17 protein-coding genes are annotated in these 17,233 nt (G+C 62.2%); 10 read left to right on the forward strand and 7 right to left on the reverse strand.

Annotated elements, in window-relative coordinates:
• The first annotated feature begins 50 nt into the window (after nt 1-50).
• The 4 genes from ACMCNM_RS20385 to ACMCNM_RS20400 all read left to right on the forward strand — a co-directional run bounded on the left by ACMCNM_RS20385 (nt 51) and on the right by ACMCNM_RS20400 (nt 5,189).
• Nucleotides 51-782 (forward strand): Crp/Fnr family transcriptional regulator, encoded by a 732-nt coding sequence (locus ACMCNM_RS20385; RefSeq protein WP_412765291.1) that lies wholly within the window; start codon nt 51-53, stop codon nt 780-782.
• A 401-nt stretch (nt 783-1,183) separates the two neighbouring features.
• Entirely contained in the window at nt 1,184-1,705 is a 522-nt protein-coding gene (locus ACMCNM_RS20390) for a sigma-70 family RNA polymerase sigma factor (protein ID WP_099454554.1), read from the forward strand.
• Complete coding sequence (locus tag ACMCNM_RS20395) at nt 1,702-2,676, forward strand: FecR domain-containing protein (protein ID WP_412765292.1); 975 nt, start codon at nt 1,702-1,704, stop codon at nt 2,674-2,676. The genes ACMCNM_RS20390 and ACMCNM_RS20395 overlap by 4 nt, the downstream gene beginning before the upstream one ends.
• A gap of 173 nt (nt 2,677-2,849) precedes the next feature.
• Nucleotides 2,850-5,189 (forward strand): TonB-dependent siderophore receptor, encoded by a 2,340-nt coding sequence (locus ACMCNM_RS20400; protein WP_412765946.1) that lies wholly within the window; start codon nt 2,850-2,852, stop codon nt 5,187-5,189.
• Nucleotides 5,190-5,402: 213 nt separating this feature from the next.
• Here the strand turns inward: ACMCNM_RS20400 and ACMCNM_RS20405 are convergent, their stop codons facing one another.
• Nucleotides 5,403-5,849: a GNAT family N-acetyltransferase gene (locus ACMCNM_RS20405; protein WP_412765293.1), complete on the reverse strand. Its 447-nt coding sequence runs from the start codon at nt 5,847-5,849 to the stop codon at nt 5,403-5,405.
• 266 nt (nt 5,850-6,115) lie between these two features.
• On the opposite strand from ACMCNM_RS20405, the gene ACMCNM_RS20410 reads away from it, so the two are divergent.
• Complete coding sequence (locus tag ACMCNM_RS20410) at nt 6,116-6,424, forward strand: hypothetical protein (protein WP_265969729.1); 309 nt, start codon at nt 6,116-6,118, stop codon at nt 6,422-6,424.
• A 159-nt stretch (nt 6,425-6,583) separates the two neighbouring features.
• On the opposite strand, the gene ACMCNM_RS20415 is transcribed toward ACMCNM_RS20410, so the two are convergent.
• The gene (locus tag ACMCNM_RS20415) at nt 6,584-7,432 is read right to left on the reverse strand and encodes a helix-turn-helix domain-containing protein (protein WP_412765294.1); all 849 of its coding nucleotides are present in this window, start codon (nt 7,430-7,432) and stop codon (nt 6,584-6,586) included.
• A 156-nt stretch (nt 7,433-7,588) separates the two neighbouring features.
• On the opposite strand from ACMCNM_RS20415, the gene ACMCNM_RS20420 reads away from it, so the two are divergent.
• Complete coding sequence (locus tag ACMCNM_RS20420) at nt 7,589-8,140, forward strand: GNAT family N-acetyltransferase (protein ID WP_412765295.1); 552 nt, start codon at nt 7,589-7,591, stop codon at nt 8,138-8,140.
• 39 nt (nt 8,141-8,179) lie between these two features.
• On the opposite strand, the gene ACMCNM_RS20425 is transcribed toward ACMCNM_RS20420, so the two are convergent.
• From ACMCNM_RS20425 to ACMCNM_RS20440, 4 genes are all read right to left on the reverse strand, one after another.
• Nucleotides 8,180-8,740, reverse strand: coding sequence for a nucleotidyltransferase family protein (locus ACMCNM_RS20425; RefSeq protein ID WP_412765296.1), 561 nt, complete (start codon nt 8,738-8,740; stop codon nt 8,180-8,182).
• A 283-nt stretch (nt 8,741-9,023) separates the two neighbouring features.
• Complete coding sequence (locus ACMCNM_RS20430) at nt 9,024-10,517, reverse strand: aldehyde dehydrogenase (protein WP_238216848.1); 1,494 nt, start codon at nt 10,515-10,517, stop codon at nt 9,024-9,026.
• 139 nt (nt 10,518-10,656) lie between these two features.
• Nucleotides 10,657-12,039 carry an aspartate aminotransferase family protein gene (locus ACMCNM_RS20435; RefSeq protein ID WP_412765297.1) on the reverse strand — a complete coding sequence of 461 codons (1,383 nt, stop codon included), beginning with the start codon at nt 12,037-12,039 and terminating at the stop codon, nt 10,657-10,659.
• A gap of 45 nt (nt 12,040-12,084) precedes the next feature.
• Nucleotides 12,085-12,888, reverse strand: coding sequence for a helix-turn-helix transcriptional regulator (locus tag ACMCNM_RS20440; RefSeq protein WP_412765947.1), 804 nt, complete (start codon nt 12,886-12,888; stop codon nt 12,085-12,087).
• Between the two features lie 335 nt (nt 12,889-13,223).
• On the opposite strand from ACMCNM_RS20440, the gene ACMCNM_RS20445 reads away from it, so the two are divergent.
• Nucleotides 13,224-14,597 carry an APC family permease gene (locus tag ACMCNM_RS20445; protein WP_252824802.1) on the forward strand — a complete coding sequence of 458 codons (1,374 nt, stop codon included), beginning with the start codon at nt 13,224-13,226 and terminating at the stop codon, nt 14,595-14,597.
• Nucleotides 14,598-14,600: 3 nt separating this feature from the next.
• Here the strand turns inward: ACMCNM_RS20445 and ACMCNM_RS20450 are convergent, their stop codons facing one another.
• Nucleotides 14,601-15,092, reverse strand: coding sequence for a GNAT family N-acetyltransferase (locus ACMCNM_RS20450; RefSeq protein ID WP_412765298.1), 492 nt, complete (start codon nt 15,090-15,092; stop codon nt 14,601-14,603).
• A gap of 138 nt (nt 15,093-15,230) precedes the next feature.
• Between ACMCNM_RS20450 and ACMCNM_RS20455 the strand changes: the two genes are divergently transcribed.
• The 3 genes from ACMCNM_RS20455 to ACMCNM_RS20465 all read left to right on the forward strand — a co-directional run bounded on the left by ACMCNM_RS20455 (nt 15,231) and on the right by ACMCNM_RS20465 (nt 17,149).
• Entirely contained in the window at nt 15,231-15,827 is a 597-nt protein-coding gene (locus tag ACMCNM_RS20455) for a biliverdin-producing heme oxygenase (protein ID WP_412765299.1), read from the forward strand.
• A 374-nt stretch (nt 15,828-16,201) separates the two neighbouring features.
• Nucleotides 16,202-16,597: a hypothetical protein gene (locus ACMCNM_RS20460; protein ID WP_186680523.1), complete on the forward strand. Its 396-nt coding sequence runs from the start codon at nt 16,202-16,204 to the stop codon at nt 16,595-16,597.
• Between the two features lie 234 nt (nt 16,598-16,831).
• The gene (locus ACMCNM_RS20465) at nt 16,832-17,149 is read left to right on the forward strand and encodes a DUF2388 domain-containing protein (protein ID WP_412765300.1); all 318 of its coding nucleotides are present in this window, start codon (nt 16,832-16,834) and stop codon (nt 17,147-17,149) included.
• Nucleotides 17,150-17,233 lie beyond the last annotated feature (84 nt).

The following is a 17,233-nucleotide window of genomic DNA, read 5'->3' on the forward strand; positions in this document are numbered from 1 at the left end:
CGCAGGGGCTAACCTTATGCTGATAGACGCTGCCCTCGACGGTCCCGAGCATGCAATCTACGTTCAATCCCCGCCAAAATCACCTGTTGGCCGCTCTGTCTGCGCAGACGTTCGGCCGGCTGGAGCCGCACCTGGAACGGGCCAACCTGCCGCTTGGCAAGGCGCTCTACGAGTCCGGCGACACCCTGCGCCACGTCTACTTCCCCACCGATGCCATCGTTTCGCTGTTGTACGTGATGGAGAACGGCGCCTCGGCAGAAATCTCGGTGGTGGGCAATGAAGGGCTGGTTGGCATCGCCGTGTTCATGGGCGGCGAAAGCACCCCAAGCCGGGCGATCGTGCAAAGCGCCGGGCACGCCTATCGCCTGCCAGTTCAGCATCTGAAGGACGAGTTCAACCGCCATGGCGAGCTGATGATGCTGATGCTGCGCTACACCCAGGCCTTGATCACCCAGATGGCGCAAACGGCGGTGTGCAACCGGCACCACTCCATTGACCAGCAACTGTGCCGCTGGCTGCTGCTGTCGCTGGACCGCCTGCCGGGCGACCGGCTGTGCATGACCCAGGAACTGATCGCCAACATGCTGGGCGTGCGCCGCGAAGGGGTGACCGATGCCGCTGGCAAACTGCAGCGGCTGGGCGTGATCGAATACAACCGGGGGCATATCAGGGTGCTCGACAGGGCACACCTGGAGCAGCTCAGTTGCGAGTGTTACGCGGTGGTCAGGAAAGAGACCGAACGCCTGCTTCCCTACCTGCCGCCTGTACGTCCTTCCGTTTAGCCAAGCGTTACGGCCTGATTTTCTGCTTCGGCTGATAGCTGTACCGCTCTGCCTCAGAGGCTCTTGACGGGTCGGGATGGCCGGAACCTCTTTGGCTTTCCGTCGGCGTCTGTGCCTCGGTATCGTCTTCATCTTTCCCGGTTGGCCAGTCTTCGCCGTGCCCTGGTTCGACAGCGGGGGCATCAGCCTCTGTGAAGCGCTTGCCAGTGGTCATACACACCTCTCAATGCTCAGATGATCTGAGCTACAGCCAGTGTGCGCCTTCCCGGTGGGCAGCAGTTTTATATCGGACCAGAGACCGCCAAGGCATTTGCCGTGCGCGCGTGTTGCAGGGCGGCCTAAGCCGTATATATGATAAGCATTATCGTTTGCAACAATGACCCCTGCGGCGGCCGCACTCCATGCTCCCTTCCCCTGATCCCCTTCTGTGCGATGTGGCCCTGCTCTATCGCCAGCAACACAGCTGGCTGACGCGCTGGCTAAGGCTGCGGCTGAACTGCTCGCAGAGCGCAGCAGACCTGGCGCAAGACACCTTCCTGCGCCTGTTGAACAAACAACATGTGCCACAGTTGCATGCACCCCGCACCTTCCTGGCCAAGGTGGCGCAAAGCGTCTTGTGCAACCATTTTCGCCGGCAAAAACTCGAACGCGCCTACCTCGAGGCGCTGGCGACACTGCCCGAACAGGTTGCGCCCAGCCTGGAAACTCAGGCCATCCTGCTGGAAACCCTGATCGCCCTCGACGCCGCCCTCGACGGCCTGGAGCGCCCGGTGCGCGAAGCGTTCCTGCTGTCGCAGGTGGATGGCCTGGGGCACGCGGACATTGCCGAGCGGCTGGCCGTGTCGATTACCACGGTGAAACGCTACATCGTCAAGGCAGGCGCCCTGTGCATCATGCTCGATCACAGCCTGGACCTGCCATGAACGGCCAGGGCTCAGCGTCGATCCCGGGTGAGGTGGCCGAGCAGGCCATGCACTGGCACCTTGAACTGCAGGAGCCGACCGTCAGCGCTGCCACGCTGGCCGCCTGGATGAGCTGGCGCCAGGCGCACCCGCTGCACGAGCACGCCTGGCAACGGACCCAGGTGTTCGCCCAACGCATGCAGGACATGCGCAGCCCAGGCCAACGCCCCTTGGCCAACGCGGCGCTGCGCCAGCAGCCGTCGCGGCGCACGGCGCTCAAGCAACTGTCGCTGCTGATGGCCGCAGGTGCCGGCGCCTGGTACCTGAAAGACGCCGCGCTGGTACAAGACTGGCGCGCGGACTACCACAGCCGCATCGGCGAGCAACGGCGCTTGACGCTGGCCGATGGCACCCAGGTACAGCTGAACACCGACAGCGCCCTTGATGTGGCATTCGATCACCAGGCCCGCCGCTTGCGGTTGCTGCGTGGCGAGATGCTGATCAGCCGCTCGCCACGCGCCGATAGCCGGCCGCTGTGGGTGGACACCGTGCATGGCCGCCTCGCATCGACACTGGCGCAGTTCAATGTGAGGCAGCACGCCGAGCTCACCCAGGTCAGCGTGTATCAGGGCAGCTTGTCGGTGCAACCTGCCCTGCAGCCCCATCCACCCCTTCTGCTGAGTGCCGGGGAGCAGGCCAGCTTCAACCGCCAGGGCGTGCTCGACCGTCAGCCCGTGCCCCCCGTTGCCCCTGCCTGGAGCCAAGGCATGCTGGTTGCCCAAGGCCAACGCTTGGCGGCCTTTCTCGACGACGTCAGCCGCTATCGCCGTGGGCACCTGGCCTGCGACCCCGCCTTGGCGGACCTTCGTGTGTCAGGCACGTTCCCGCTGGATAACACCGAAAAGATCATCGCCGCAGTCGCGGACACCTTGCAGCTCGACGTGCAGCACTTCACCCGCTACTGGGTGACGTTGAAGCCGCGAATGGCCTGACGCAAAAAAAAGTTGCGCAGAGGTGGTCCGATTTCGCGTCTCACGAGACTTAACCCTCAGCACTTCAAATCAATGGGGGAACACTCGTGAATCGCACCGCACGCAAACGCCAGGGCTGGCAGTTATCGGTTACGCAAAAACTCGCCGGCGCAGTGGTCCAGGGTATCGCTTGCATGAGTGCAAGCGTCCCGCTGCTGCTGACGCCCGGCTGGGCCACCGCTGCCGAGCAGGCGCAGGCCGATTTCGATATCGCTGCCGGCCCACTGGCGCCCGCATTGGCCCGCTTTGGCCAGACCGCGCACATTCTGCTGTCTTACCCCACGGCATTGACCGAGGGCCGCAGCACCAGCGGGCTGCAGGGCCGTTTCGATGTCGACCAGGGCCTGGCGATGCTGCTCGCTGGCACCGGGCTTGAAGCCAGCCGCGGCGTCAACGGCAACTATTCGCTGCAAGCCACTGCCACGGGGGCCTTGGAGCTGAGCGCGGTGTCCATCTCGGGCAAGGCGCCGGGTTCGACCACCGAAGGCAGCGGGCTCTACACGACCTATTCGTCGAGCAGTTCCACGCGCCTCAACCTTACCCCTCGCGAGACCCCGCAATCGCTGACCGTGATGACCCGCCAGCGCCTGGATGACCAGCGCCTGACCAACCTCACTGACGCGCTGGAAGCCGCGCCAGGCATCACCGTGGTTCGCGATGGCCTGGGCTCGGAGAGCGATTCGTATTGGTCGCGCGGGTTTGCCATCCAGAACTACGAGGTCGACGGCGTGCCGACCAGTACCCGCCTGGACAACTACTCGCAGAGCATGGCGATGTACGACCGCATCGAAATCGTGCGCGGCGCCACCGGCCTGATCAGCGGCATGGGCAACCCCTCGGCGACGATCAACCTGATCCGCAAGCGCCCCACCGCCGACGCCCAGGCCAGCATCACCGGCGAAGCGGGTAACTGGGACCGCTATGGCACCGGTTTCGATGTGTCCGGGCCGCTGACCGAAACCGGCAACGTGCGGGGGCGCTTCGTCGCCGACTACAAAACCGAAAAAGCCTGGATTGACCGCTACAACCAGCAATCGCAGCTGATGTATGGCATCACCGAATTCGACCTCAGCGAAGACACCCTGCTGACCGTGGGCTTCAGCTACCTGCGCAGCGACATCGATTCACCGCTGCGCTCCGGCTTGCCGACGCGCTTCACGACCGGTGATCGCACCAACCTCAAGCGCTCGCTCAATGCCGCGCCAGGCTGGTCGTACAACGATCACGAGCAAACCAGCTTCTTCACCTCCATCGAGCAGCAACTGGGCAACGGCTGGAGCGGCAAGGTCGAGCTCACCCATGCCGAGAACAAATTCGACGAGCTGTTCAACTTTGCCATGGGTGAGCTGAGCCCGGAGGGCAGCGGCCTGACCCAGTTGCCCGTGCGCTTTTCCGGCACCCCGCGCCAAGACAACCTCGACCTGTACGTCACCGGCCCGTTCAACCTGTTCGGGCGTGACCATGAGTTGATTACCGGCATGACCCTGTCCCAATACCGGGAAAGCACCCCAAGCTGGGGCGGCTGGCGCTATGACTACGCCGGCTCGCCAGCGGGTGTGATCGACAACCTGTTCACCTGGGACGGCAAGTCTGCCAAGCCGGACTTCGTCGAAAGCGGTAAGTCATCGATCGACGAAGACCAGTACGCGGCGTACCTGACCTCGCGCTTCAGCGTGACCGACGACCTCAGCCTGATTCTTGGCAGCCGCTTGATCAACTGGAAGCGCGACACCTCGGACAGGCCGTATGGCGGCGACGAAACCGAAGTGAACCGTGAGGAAAACGGCGTATTCATCCCTTATGCCGGCGTGGTCTACGACCTCGACGACACCTGGTCGCTGTATGCCAGCTACACCAAGATCTTCAACCCGCAGGGCTCGTGGGTCACCGACGAGAGCAACAAGCCGCTCGACCCGATGGAAGGTGTCGGCTACGAGCTCGGCATCAAGGGCACCCACCTCGATGGCAAGCTCAACTCGAGCCTCGCGGTGTTCAAGCTGGAGCAGGACAACCTGGCCATTTGGCAACACGACAACGTCTACAGCGCCGAACAGGACACCACCTCCAAGGGCATCGAACTGGAGCTGAACGGCGAGCTGGCCGAAGGCTGGCAAGCATCGGCCGGCTATGCCTATTCGGTGACCACTGACGCCGACGACCAGCGCATCAACACCAACCTGCCGCGCAACAGCTTCAAGACCTTCACCAGCTACCGGCTGCACGGGCCACTGGACAAGATCACGGTCGGCGGTGGGGTGAACTGGCAGAGCAAGGTCGGCGCCGACCTGCACACCTTCAGTCAGGGCAGCTACGCGGTCACCAACCTGATGGCGCGCTACGACATCAACCAGCACGTGAGTGCATCGGTGAACCTGAACAACGTGTTCGACCGCGAGTACTACAGCCAATCCGGCCTGTACGGCGTTTATGGCACGCCACGCAATGTAATGACGAGTTTCAAATACAGCTTCTGATTCGAGCCACAGACGCGTCAAATCCCCGCTCAACCCCAAGCCCTGTAGGAGCAGCCTTGTGCTGCGAAGAGGCCCGCGACAACAACGAAGATTGATGGTGTTGTCACGGGCCTCTTCGCAGCACAAGGCTGCTCCTACAGGGGGGGGCGTCCCCGGCAAGTGCGCCTATGTGTGCAAGGAGAATTGGGCGTTGGGTAACGGCATCGCTAAAAATCAGGGCAACCGCTTCTCCATCGGCTGATAGACCAGCCCGGCAAACTCGCCCACGTCGCCTGTCAGAACGAACCCATAGCGTTCGTAGGCGGCCACCGAAGACAACGACGCCCTGACCGTCACCACCGCCTCCCTCGCCTGCGCCAGTGCCGCGTTCATCAGGCGCGTACCGATGCCCCGACGTTGCCAGCCCGGTGCGACGAACAGCATGGCCACGTGGCGGCCTTCCTTGAATTCGATCAACCCGGTGAGGGCGCCGTCCGCGACGCACACCAGCATCAGGTTATCGCCCTCCATACGCTCGGCAAACGCCTGTGCCGCCGCCACCTTGGCGAAGGTGTCCACACCCTGCGCCGACAGCGAAGGCGCAACGGCCTGCATGAATGCGTCCAGGCACAGAGTGCTGGCGGAGGGCAGGTCGTCGTAGGTCAGTTGGCGTATGTGCATGGTCGTCATCCGTGGCGAGTCAAAGCAGGATAGTGCCCTCCCGGAGGCAACCCTAGCAACGCGGGCAATCAAGGGCCGGCCTTAATCGATGAGGAGGTGCAGGTTCATACCCTGGAGCCTGGTGCTGCTGTTCGGCATAACATTTGGGTCAATCCCATGAAGGACCTTTTGCGAGAGTACTTGTCAACTGACACTTATGCCAGTTGCCCTTGTTCTACAGAAGAATACTATCAACCCGTAGTAAATTTTCTTTTGGGAGATTAAACATGTCAGTCAGCATTTCTAAAATCACGGACAGTAATGGCGATGAGCTGAAAGCAGGCGACTCCAACGCAGGAGCGACCCCACCTTTCACCGTTCATGGTACGGCAGCAGCGAATCACAGGATTATTCTTTGGTTAAACAAAGAAATGGTCAGCATGATGCCTACATCAACTAACGATGGAAAATGGACCTACGTATTCACGCCTATGTCTACGTCTAAAGAAATCGACTTGGTCGCTGCGGAAGTGGGCTACTTTAACTCCACTAACGGCACGTTCAATCGTAAGTATTCGGGAACCCAGGTTGGATAAATTTTGATCCAGAAAATCCGCTTTGGGACGCTGTCAACCACTCGTTGATTCGCCCCATCGCGATTAGCCCACATTAGTGGATCACAGCTCCCTCAGCCGCATGTTAATTCTCCCTAGACGCGGCGCCTTGAAAGCTTGCGCAAAGCCATTTACCTCACCTTACCCATTCGGCGCCTGCGCCTGTCTACGGTAACCGGACAACGAAACCCCCGTCTGGCGTTTGAAATACCGGCACAAATACGACGCGTCGACGAAGTTGAGCGTGTCCGCGATTTGCCCAATCGCCAGGGTACTGTATGAAAGCAGTGCCTTGATTTCCAAGGTCACCTGACGGTCAATCAGGCCTTTGGGGGTGTCATTGAAAAAAGCCTTGCTGAGCTGCGACAGATAAAACGGCGTGATCGTCAGCGCATCGGCATAAAACTTCACCTCTCGGTGGCGCATGCAGTGTTTGCCTATCAACTCCCAGAAACGCCAACTGAGTGTTTCCTGGCGGCTGAATTGCCGGCCCGCTTGGTACTGCGCCGGAAGTTGCTCGGCGATCTTCAGAAACAGGTTTTGCAGGTGATTTCTGAGCATGATGTGCTGGTACGTGGGGCAGCGCTGCGCAATGTCCCGCATGTGCGCCAACCAGCCCCCCAGCAGCGGCCTGTCGGCGTTGGCCGGCACGCAGTGTGGGTGGTCATGCAAGAAAACGAACAAGGGGTTTGGCAGTTGGTAAGCCACCTCCGCAGCAAAGCCTTTGGGCATCAGGCAAAAAAATACCCTGAAACTGCGTGAGCGACGTTTGAGCAACGCGATCGTGTCCTCGGCCAACACCATCACATCACCACGCCTGACCGCCTGGTCCTTGAAGTTGAACGCGAAGGCGGCACTGCCGGACAAGCACACCAGCAGCGTAATGTAGGCATGGCCGAAAGACAGCGGCACGCCTACCCCTTCAGCGAGGGTGGTGTCCCCCAAGCGGGGCGGATCGCCCGGTGTAACCAGTTTCGGAATGTGCTGCATGGTGGCTCAACGCTGCCTGCTTAAACTGCGCAAAGCTTATCACCGCTCGCTGATGGAGTTTCGAAAAGTACCGAAACTGCCGAGGTACTAACGTGTACCCGTCAAGCGCCGCCCACTACCCTGTGACGCCCGAGTAACCCAGGATGAGTACAGGACATGCAACTTGAAACACAACGGCTGTGGCTGCGCCCTTGGCAAGAAACAGATGCCGCTGACTTATACGAATATGCCAAGGACGACCGCGTTGGCCCTGTCGCGGGGTGGCCACCGCACACCAGCGTTGCGCACAGTGCCGAGATCATCCGCACCGTGTTCAATCACCCCGAGGTGTATGCCGTCGAACTGAAGGAGAACGGCCGTGCAGTGGGATGTGTGGGCATTCTGATAGGCGGCAACAGCCACTTCGAGATCAGCGAGCAGGAAGGCGAAATCGCCTACTGGATCGGCGTGCCGTACTGGGGCAAAGGCCTGATTCCCGAAGCCGTGCGTGAAGTGATGCGGCACGGGTTTGAAACCCTGAAACTCAAGGCGCTCTGGTGTGGCTATTTCGCTGACAACACCCAGTCTTTTGTTGCCCAATCGAAGTGCGGGTTCCGCCATCACCACACCGAAGAAAACAAATACAACCCGTTCCTTCAGGATTATCGAACCGAACACATCAGCTGCATCACTTACGCGCAGTGGCTCACGCCGGCTGACCACCCGTGACGGGCGCACTGACAGCCAGGTGTGATGTGCGGTGATCGCTTAGCCAACCGCTTTCAACCACGGCCAGCGCTCCCGGTAGCTGGCCGCTTTTTGCTCGAACAAGCCAGGTTGCAGGTTCAATGGGTTGGGCCTTAGCAGGTCGTGCTGAAGATCATCCAGGCCATGGGTGCTGTACAGCGCGCCGGTGTAGACATCTATGCCCAGGCAGGTCGAGCTGATCAGGTAGCGGTCGATGCCATCGGTTACCCGTTGCAATGCCGGGTAGGTGGTGCCGAACTTCGAGGCGTACCACAGGTGAACACGGGCCTGGTTGCGCACCTCGACATTGACGCCAAGGTGCGCGCTGGCCTGCTGAACCCGTGCGATCACCCGGTCTTCAGCCTCCCACGACAGGTCTTCATCGAAGTAGGCAATGTCGTAATCCTTGATGCCCCACGCTGCCGGTTGCCCTGAGCGATGGTTCCAGAAAGCCTGGAACAGGCACCCCGCTGTCAGCATGCAGTGCGGTATATCCAGCGTGGGCAACAGCGACAGCAAAGCCCGGTTGATGGGATTTTCCTGGGCAATGGCCAGTACCTGCGCGTGGCTCAGTGGCTGCATCGTTACCTCCCTGGTGATTACGGGGCTGACGATAAGCCTACCTGAGCGTCAAGACATTCGCACTGCGCTCGGCGTCGCGAGGTGATCATCATCGAAGGGGAGTTGAGCTGACTGCCCTGCCTGCCCTGCCCTTCAGCCATGCGCGGTCGTGGTAGGAGCAGCCTTGTGCTGCGAAGAGGCCGGTGATAACACAGTAAATCTTCAGTGCTATCACCGGCCTCTTCGCAGCGCAAGGCTGCTCCTACACCGGGCGTGCGTGGCTGGGGTACGCAGCATTCGGCTTTCAAGCGCGCAGCTGATACCAGGTGGTCTTGAGCTGTGAGTACTTGTCGAACGAATGCAGCGACAGGTCGCGACCAAACCCCGACTGTTTGCCACCCCCAAACGGCACCGTGACATCCAGCGCATCCACCGTGTTGACCGAAACGGTGCCCGCCTTCAACGCCCGCGCGACGCGATGCACCTGGTTGAAGTCGTCGCTCCACACCGACGCCGCCAGGCCGTAGACACTGTCGTTGGCCAGGCGCACGGCCTGCTCTTCGGTGTCGAACGCGCTGACCGCCAGCACTGGGCCGAACACTTCCTCCCGGGCCAGGCTCATGCTGCCATCGACGCCGGCAAAAATGCTCGGTTCGATGTAGTTGTCCGAGCCGTCAATGGTGAGGCGCCGGCCACCGCACACTAGCTGGGCGCCCTGCGCGTGCGCACGGTCGATGGCGGCCTTGATGCGACCGGTCTGCTCGGCATCGACGATGGCACCCGCGCGGCTTGCCGGGTCGAGTGGGTTGCCGGGCATCCATTGGCGGGCTTTGGCTTGCAAGCGCTCGATGAACGCATCGTGGATCGAGCGCTGCACATACAGGCGCGAGTTCGCCGAACACACTTCACCTTGGTTGAAGAAAATGCCGAACGCTGCTTTTTCCGCGGCCAAGTCCAGGTCCTGGCAGGTGTCGAACACCAGGTTCGGGCTCTTGCCGCCACACTCCAGCCAGACCTGCTTGAGGTTTGACTGCGCCGAGTACTGCATGAAGTACTTGCCTACCTGGGTGGAGCCGGTGAACACCAGGCAGTCGACGTCGGGGTGCAGCCCCAGCGCCCGGCCCGCGTCTTCGCCCAGGCCCGGCACGACATTCAGCACGCCCTCCGGCAAACCGGCTTCCAGCGCCAGTTGCCCCAGGCGCAGCGCCGAGAACGGCGATTGCTCGGCGGGTTTTAGCACCACGCTGTTGCCGGCCGCCAGCGCCGGCGCAAGCTTCCAGGCCGCCATGTCGAGCGGGAAGTTCCACGGCACCACGGCGGCGACCACGCCCAGCGCTTCGCGGGTGATGGTGGCGAGCGCGTTGGGCGCGGTGGGCGCTACCTGGTCGTACAGTTTGTCCAGTGCCTCGCCGTACCAGGCAAAGACATGCGCCGAGCCGGGGACGTCGATGGTGTAGGCATCCATGACCGGCTTGCCCATGTTCAGCGAGTCCAGCAGCGCGAGCTCTTCGCGGTTGGCCATGATCAGCTCGGCCAGGCGCAGCAGCACCTTCTTGCGCTCGACCGGGGCCATGCGCGACCACGGGCCTTGCTCGAAGGCACGGCGTGCGGTGGCCACCGCCAGGTCGACTTCAGCCTGACCACAGGCGGCGACCTGCGCCAGTACCTGCTGGGTGGCCGGGTTGATGGCGGCGAACGTGGCGCCGCTGTTAGCGCTCACCTGCTGGCTGCCGATCAGGGCCTTGTCGGGCAAACGCAGGCTTGCAGCGCGCGTTTGCCAGTATTCGAGACGCTCCATTTTCACTCCCTATGACTGTCTTGGATTCTGGGGCTGCGCTGCAGCCCATTCGCGGCGCAAGGCCGCTCCTACAGACGATCGCCTGCACGTGTAGGAGCGGCCTTGCGTCGCGAATGGGGCGCAAAGCGCCCCCACTGGCTCAGAGCCTGCCCACCAACCGGGCAGTGCGGTCTACAGCGATACGTGTCTTGTCGACCAGTTCGTCCAGCTCGGCGCGGTTGGCCACCAGTGCCGGCGCCATGATCATCCGGCCCAAGGTCGAGCGAATGATCACGCCTTCTTCGAAGCCGAAGGTGCGGCACTGCCAGGCCAGATCGTTCTCGTTGGCAAAGCGCTTGCGGGTCGGCTTGTGTTCAGCGAACTGCAGCGCCGCCACCAGGCCCACACCCTGCACCTGGCCAATCAAGGGGTGATCGGCAAACACTTCACGCAGGATGCGCTGCAGGTACGGCCCGGTGTCATCCTTCACCTGGCGCACGATGCCTTCATCGCGCAGCGCCTTGAGGTTGGCGATGGCCACGGCCGCCGCCACCGGGTGGCCCGAATAGGTCAGGCCGTGGGCAAACACCCCGCCGCGTTCCACCAGGGCTTCGGCGATGCGCTTGCTCAACACCAGGCCGCCCATGGGCACATAGCCGCTGGTCAGGCCCTTGGCGATCGACAGGGTGTCCGGCTCGAAGCCGAAATACTCATGGGCAAACCATTCGCCGGTGCGGCCAAAACCGCCGATCACCTCGTCGGCGCACAGCAGCACGTCGTATTGGCGGCAGATCCGCTGGATCTCGGGCCAGTAGCTTTCCGGTGGGAAGATCATGCCCCCGGCCCCCTGGAAGGGTTCGGCGACAAAACCGGCGACGTTTTCCGCACCCAGTTCGAGGATCTTTTCCTCCAGCTGCAACGCGCAGCGGCGGCCGAACTCGGCCGGGGTCAGCTCGCCACCTTCGGCGTACCAGTACGGCTCGTCGATGTGCGCCACGTCCGGGATCAGCCCGCCCATCTCGTGCATGAACTTCATGCCGCCCAGCGCCGTGGCCGCCAGGGTCGAGCCGTGGTAGCCATTCCAGCGGCCAATCATGATCTTCTTGGTCGGCTGGCCAACCACCTGCCAGTAACGGCGCACGGTGCGGATCAGCACCTCGTTGGCCTCGGACCCGGAGTTGGTGTAGATCGCGTGGCTGTAGTGGCCAGGCAACAGGCTGAACAGCAACTCGGACAGCTCGATCACCGCCGGGTGGGTGGTGTGGAAGAACATGTTGTAGTAGGCCAACTGGTCCATTTGCGCGGCGGCGGCGGCGGTCAGGTCCTTGCGACCGTACCCCAGCTGAGTGCACCACAGCCCCGACATGCCATCCAGGTAACGCTTGCCCTCGCTGTCCCACAGGTGCAGCCGTTCACCTCCAACCATGACCCGCGGGCCTTCGGCATTGAGCGCCTTCTGGTCGAGAAAGGCGTGGATGTGGTGCGCGGCGTCGGCGGCCTGGTAGTCACGGGTCTGGCGTTGGGGAACGAAAGGCGCATTCATGGGTGGTTTTCCTTGTTGTCGGTGGGTGTTGCAGGGCTGCGGCGCTTAGCGCAGCTTGCCCATGTAGCTTTCCAGCGGGTCCTTGCCCAGCACGCCCTGGGCATTGGCCAGCGCGTCGATGAACAAGGAAAACAGTTCGGATTGCGTGCCGATGTCGAGCTTGGCGTAGACGTTTTTGCGGTGGGACTTGATGGTGTCTTCCGACACCCCCAGGCGCTCGGCCAAGGACTTGGTCGAGTGGCCACGCAGGATGAGTTGGGCGATGCGGCACTCGCGCTCGGTCAGCAACGAGCTGCCAAAGTTGTTGAGCGCGGCATGGATACGCTGCTCCAGCACGTTCTCGAAACGCCCCCCGCGGCTCCCCAGCCCGGCGAAGTGCTTGTTGAGCACCGCCAGCACCCAAGGCGTGACACGGCCGAACAGCTCGCGGCTTGGCACGTCCAGTTTGTCGGTGAAGGCCAGCGACACCGCCAGGCTCTGGCGGGGCGCGACCTGCAGGATGTAATTGAGCTCATCCTCCAGGTGCGAATGGCGGTAGAACGACTGGTAGTACTCACTCACTTCGAAGTGGTCAGGGGCCACGTCGAACAGGCCGTAGCAGCCAGACTCGACGCGCTCCACGCAGGCACCGTAGAACGGGTCGAGCAGGTAGAACCCGGAAAGGTAGCGGCTGACATTGCCTTCTGGCAGCCAGGGCGCCTTGTCATCTTGCTCGAACAGCGCGCTCGGCATGCCGTCATGGGGGTAGAGGTAGACGGTGGTGGCCTGGATCGGCCGGATGAACCCGAGCGCACCGAACAAGGTGGCGGCAAAGCCCGGCTGGCCGATCATGTCGGTCACCTTGGCCATGTGCTCGAACCACTGCTCTGAAGCCAATTGGTCACTGTTCACTGGAATTCTGCCGGTAGCGGGAAACGGTATCGCCGTTGGGGCGGCGCGTTGTCTGCAAATACTCCCACGGCCAGGCAGAGACCGAAATCACCCTTTGGGGTGAGCGTTTTCAGGCGACGACCGGCTCACCCCAAAGGGTGATTTCGAGTGTGCCTGGGGTGTGGGAGCATCGTCCGGCCCCACCCCTGAGGGCCGCGCACCGCACGCTGGCCCAGCCTCCTTTCATGACCCCGCAACGGTATCGAGCCCACTCGCCTACCGCGGCGTCCTGCATCCGATTTCAGGAGTTAGCAATGCATACAACAACAACTACAGCCCAACCCGCCCATGCCGCGTCGCCCTCCAGCCCGTCGGGCCGCTTCAGAAAATCCATGGGGCTGAGTGCCCTGGTGCTGTTCGGCCTTGCCTACATGGTGCCACTGGCGGTATTCACCACCTATGGCCTGGTTACCCAGATGACCAAGGGGCACCTGCCCACCGCCTACCTGCTGACCCTCGCCGCCATGCTGCTGACTGCCTACAGCTATGGCCGCATGGTGCAAGCGCACCCCTACTCCGGCTCCGTGTACACCTACACCCGCAAAGCCTTCGGCACCCACATCGGCTTCATGACTGGCTGGACGCTGCTGCTCGACTACATCTTCTTGCCGTTGCTCAGCTACCTGCTGATCGGCATCTACATGTCGGAGTACTTCCCGGCCATCCACGCCTGGGTGTGGGTCGCAGGCTCCATCGCCCTGGTGACCTTCCTCAACCTGATCGGTATCGAATCGATTACCCGGGTGAACTGGATTCTGGTGGTCGTCCAGCTGGTGTTCATCATCGTCTTCGTCGGCTTGTCGATCAGCAACCTGGCCGGCCAGTCGGCGCCTGTGTCATTGCTTGCGCCCTTCCACCATGAGGGCTTCAGCGTGCCGCTGATCATGACCGGCGCCGCCGTGCTGTGCCTGTCGTTTCTTGGCTTCGATGCGGTCTCGACCATGGCCGAGGAAACCAGCAACCCGACGTTTCGCATCCCACTGGCGATCATGGCCGTGTCGCTGATCGGCGGGCTGCTGTTTCTGGTGGTGTCGTATTGCGCGCAGATGGTCTTCCCGGAGTGGGGCAGTTTCGCCGACCCCGACTCGGCCTCGGTGGACGTGATGCGTCGGGTGGGCGGTGAACTGTTGGTGACGGCGTTTACCGCCACCTATGTCGCCGGCTGCTTCGCTTCGGCCATGGTCTCCCAGGCAAGCGTGTCGCGGGTGCTGTTCGCCATGGGGCGCGATGGGGCGTTGCCGGCCGTGTTTGGCCAGCTGGTGACGAAAAAGCGTGTACCGGCGGCGGCGATCATGCTGGTCAGCCTGCTGTCGCTGATCGCCCTGTTCATCACCCTCGACACCGTCGCCAACATGATCAGCTTCGGCGCGTTGTTCGCGTTTTCCGCTGTCAACCTGGCCGTGGTCAAGCACTACCTGGTCGACCAGAAGCTGCGTGGCACGCGCAACTGCCTGCTGTACGGCGTGGTTCCTGGGCTGGGGTTTCTCAGTACGCTGTGGCTGTGGAGCAGCTTGTCGAGCCTGTCGTTCACCATCGGGCTGTGCTGGATGGGCGTGGGGTTCGCCTGCCTGCTTGGGCTGACCCGGGCGTTTCGGGTGAAACTGCCCGAGCTGCAGATGGCCGAATAAGGCTCAGAGCGTCATGAGCATTTCGTGCCAGGCCATGCCACCGTGCGCCGAGGGCGATGGCTGCACGTAGGTGTAGCCCAGCTTTTGGTACAGCGCGACATGCTGCTCTTTGCACATCAGGTGGATGGTCTGCTTGCCCTGGGCCTTCATGCGCTGGATGAACTCGCTCATCAGCCGCGTTGCATAGCCTTTGCCCTGATGTGCGGTGTCGACCACCACCGACATGATCACCACGTTCGGTGCCGCCGGGTCATGGCCGACCAGCTCCTTGAAGGCCTCGTCAGACATGACCACGTCATGCGCACAGCCACTGTTGATGAAGCCGACGGTTTCGCCCTCGGCTTCAAGTAGCAGAAAACCTTCCGGGTACTGGACAATGCGGGTGCGGATTTTTTCCAGGGTTGCCGCTTCATCCCCTTCGTAGGCGCCGATTTCGATCGCGTAGCAGCGTTCAGCGTCGGCGGGCACGGGGTTGCGGAACTGAGGGGCGCTCATGCGCGGACTCCTTGGGGTAATGACGACAGGGCTGCATCATAAATCACTGCCGATTATTTTCGGCATGACAGGATCGTTTCCTGGGCTGAGCGATCTGATTACCATGCCACCCTCGCCACCTCGACACGGAAACGCCCAATGACTGCTACCGCCACGTGCCTCACCGAGCCCGGCCGCTGCGCACGCCTGAAAGCGTCCAGCAGCCGCGACCACGACAGTGTCGACGCACTGGTCATGGCCGCACGCCCCTTCGAGGACCGTGAGCGCTATGCCCGCTTCCTGCAGGTGCAACACCGTTTCCATGGCAGCCTGACGGCGTTGTACCGCGACGAGCAGCTGAATCGACGCCTTCCGGGGTTGGTGCATTTATCGCGGTTCGAAGCGGTGGAGGCAGATCTGCAAGCCTTGGGGTTGCCGCTGCCTGCTGCGCCGCAACGGGTCCTTGCCAGCCCCGCCGAGGCGTTGGGTTGGCTGTATTGCAGCGAAGGGTCGAACCTGGGGGCGGCGTTCCTGTTCAAACAGACCCAGCGCTTGGGCCTGGATGGCAACCTGGGCGCCCGGCACCTGGCGCCCCACCCCGATGGCCGCGGCCTGCACTGGCGTGAGTTTGTCGCCAAGCTTGATGGGTTGGCACTGGAGGCTGATGAGGAAGCGGAGGTGGTGGCCGGGGTGATTGCCGCGTTTGACAGTTATCGGGGGCATTTGCGGGCTGTGTTTGTGGCGGGTGGGGGTTGATAGTGCGTTGGGGCTGACAGGTGGTTGGCTGGGGATTTTGGGCGCGTTTGAGATCGAGCGCCGCCCGCGCGGCGCATCGCGAGCAACGCTCGCTCCTACGTTTGTTTTTGGCCAATAACGCCTGAGACAGGCGCGCGCGACCTCCTTGTTTGTTCGGCGCGATATCGCGTCATGCGCCAAGGCGGTCGCGCGCCCATGCCCCAGGAATAATTGGCCCGAAACAGACGTAGGAGCGAGCGTTGCTCGCGATGCGCCGCGCGGGCGGCGCTCGATCTCATAGGCGCCAAATCAATCAACCCCTACCCCCTCTAGAACTTTTCCCTATTTAAAGGTCTATCTGCACAGGTAAATAGAACCAGAGGTTGGCTTCGCTCATGAAAATGCATGTCGCACGGTTGATGCTTCTCAGCCTGTTCACGTTCGCGGCGGTGGGCTCGGCATCAGCATCACAGATAAAGACCTCGAACGCGGTCTCCCCGGCCGCAACCGTTCAGGCGCTACAGCAACCGGCAGAAAACCCTTGGCCGACCGTGGCCAGCCTGGCGGGTGAACACACGGCGCCGTTGCTCGCCCATGATGACCGCGACTGGCACGATGATCGTTGGCACGATCGCAGAGGCGACTGGCGCCGCGAACAATGGCGCCGCGAGCAAGCCCGCCGCGAAGCCGAGCGCCGACGCGATTGGGAACGCCGTCGTGATTGGGAGCGCCGCCATGAACGGGCCATGCATCACCGCTATCAGGACGATCACCGCTACTATCGCCGTTGATGCGCGGCCCCGGTAGGAGCAGCCTTGTGCTGCGAAGAGGCCGGTACCAGCCACGAATTACTGTGGTCTGTACCGGCCTCTTCGCAGCACAAGGCTGCTCCACAAGACGCAAGACCGTGCATGACCAGCGCGTGCGACAGTCCCCAGGCAAAGATTGAACTACTCGCACTCCCAAGCGCTCTTACTCAGTGAGTGGTTTATTTCCTTGGGCTTGACGCTACTGGAGAACACACTATGCGCCACCTATTCCTCGCCCCCGCGCTGCTGCTCCTGCTGCCTGCCGGTGCTGCCCTGGCCCGCGTCGATGCGGGCGACGTGGCCACCTCGGCCGGTGTTTCCGCTTCGCTGTATTCGACCTTCAAGGACGACAAACGGATTATCCCGGCCCGTGACGAGCTGTCTGCCTTCGTCGCCAGCGGCGGTGCTATCCGCGGTGCCTACGTGGAATCGGCGCTGGAACAGGCACGTAAGGACCATCCCGGCCTGCAGGCCAATGACGAAGAACTGGCCCGGGCCATTCTCTCCAAGGACGACCCTGTAGCAAATCATTGAAACCTTGCACTCAGCACACCCACGCCTGCTTCTCTTCGCAGATTTAGCAGGCGTGGGTGTGCTGCGAGCACACGCAGGCTGAAG

The organism is Pseudomonas sp. NGC7 (assembly GCF_047159675.1).
GTDB classification, from domain to species: Bacteria; Pseudomonadota; Gammaproteobacteria; order Pseudomonadales; family Pseudomonadaceae; genus Aquipseudomonas; species Aquipseudomonas kermanshahensis.

Coding starts and splice junctions, on each gene's coding strand:
- ACMCNM_RS20385 (WP_412765291.1), top strand. CDS start 51: ATGCAATCTACGTTCAATCCCCGCCAAAATCACCTGTTGGCCGCTCTG.
- ACMCNM_RS20390 (WP_099454554.1), top strand. CDS start 1,184: ATGCTCCCTTCCCCTGATCCCCTTCTGTGCGATGTGGCCCTGCTCTAT.
- ACMCNM_RS20395 (WP_412765292.1), top strand. CDS start 1,702: ATGAACGGCCAGGGCTCAGCGTCGATCCCGGGTGAGGTGGCCGAGCAG.
- ACMCNM_RS20400 (WP_412765946.1), top strand. CDS start 2,850: ATGAGTGCAAGCGTCCCGCTGCTGCTGACGCCCGGCTGGGCCACCGCT.
- ACMCNM_RS20405 (WP_412765293.1), bottom strand. CDS start 5,849: ATGCACATACGCCAACTGACCTACGACGACCTGCCCTCCGCCAGCACT.
- ACMCNM_RS20410 (WP_265969729.1), top strand. CDS start 6,116: ATGTCAGTCAGCATTTCTAAAATCACGGACAGTAATGGCGATGAGCTG.
- ACMCNM_RS20415 (WP_412765294.1), bottom strand. CDS start 7,432: ATGCAGCACATTCCGAAACTGGTTACACCGGGCGATCCGCCCCGCTTG.
- ACMCNM_RS20420 (WP_412765295.1), top strand. CDS start 7,589: ATGCAACTTGAAACACAACGGCTGTGGCTGCGCCCTTGGCAAGAAACA.
- ACMCNM_RS20425 (WP_412765296.1), bottom strand. CDS start 8,740: ATGCAGCCACTGAGCCACGCGCAGGTACTGGCCATTGCCCAGGAAAAT.
- ACMCNM_RS20430 (WP_238216848.1), bottom strand. CDS start 10,517: ATGGAGCGTCTCGAATACTGGCAAACGCGCGCTGCAAGCCTGCGTTTG.
- ACMCNM_RS20435 (WP_412765297.1), bottom strand. CDS start 12,039: ATGAATGCGCCTTTCGTTCCCCAACGCCAGACCCGTGACTACCAGGCC.
- ACMCNM_RS20440 (WP_412765947.1), bottom strand. CDS start 12,888: ATGGCCAAGGTGACCGACATGATCGGCCAGCCGGGCTTTGCCGCCACC.
- ACMCNM_RS20445 (WP_252824802.1), top strand. CDS start 13,224: ATGCATACAACAACAACTACAGCCCAACCCGCCCATGCCGCGTCGCCC.
- ACMCNM_RS20450 (WP_412765298.1), bottom strand. CDS start 15,092: ATGAGCGCCCCTCAGTTCCGCAACCCCGTGCCCGCCGACGCTGAACGC.
- ACMCNM_RS20455 (WP_412765299.1), top strand. CDS start 15,231: ATGACTGCTACCGCCACGTGCCTCACCGAGCCCGGCCGCTGCGCACGC.
- ACMCNM_RS20460 (WP_186680523.1), top strand. CDS start 16,202: ATGAAAATGCATGTCGCACGGTTGATGCTTCTCAGCCTGTTCACGTTC.
- ACMCNM_RS20465 (WP_412765300.1), top strand. CDS start 16,832: ATGCGCCACCTATTCCTCGCCCCCGCGCTGCTGCTCCTGCTGCCTGCC.